Below are 516 nucleotides of genomic sequence, written 5' to 3'. Positions count from 1 at the left end.
GTTCACGGCCCTCAACGTGAAGTCTTGCCTCACACTCTCCCACATCTGCAATATTGGGCTGTCTTATAGTCGTTTTCCCATTAATATCAAACGATTCACTATAGAGACGTTCTCCTGAAGAGGTTATAATGGTCAGGGTAACCCATTTAGTATCGCCTGTGTGGTTGATTATATCCACCGATAGATCTTTTTCCGTTATACTCCAAAATAACCCACCGCTAGCAGCTATCATCGTTGCTAAAAGACCACCCTTAACGAGAAGCACTCGACGCTCCATTATCAATTCCTACATTTCCCTTTTCAATATGCTTTTCGGTTGTTAGTCATAATAATATTATAAATGTTATTTGTATTTATCTACATTCCTAATATCTTAATAGCTAACCTATCCGCCACTCGGCCTCTGCATAAATAGTGAACGGAGCCATGTATTACACATCGAATCCAATCTAGCCGATATTTCCAGTAGGATGGTACCCATACCCCATCCGCCCGGACTCAGCCCGAGTTTACGAT

1 protein-coding gene is annotated in these 516 nt (G+C 41.9%); it reads right to left on the bottom strand.

The features are described 5' to 3' along the window. Window positions 1-277 (bottom strand): hypothetical protein (locus C477_RS24340; RefSeq protein WP_204366215.1); only part of this gene is annotated, 277 nt, incomplete at its 3' end. Window positions 278-516: the final 239 nt, after the last annotated feature.

Source organism: Haloterrigena salina JCM 13891, assembly GCF_000337495.1.
GTDB classification, from domain to species: domain Archaea; phylum Halobacteriota; class Halobacteria; order Halobacteriales; family Natrialbaceae; genus Haloterrigena; species Haloterrigena salina.
The sequence above is the reverse complement of the archived record's forward strand: the minus strand, read 5'-3'. Positions and strand labels throughout refer to the sequence as shown.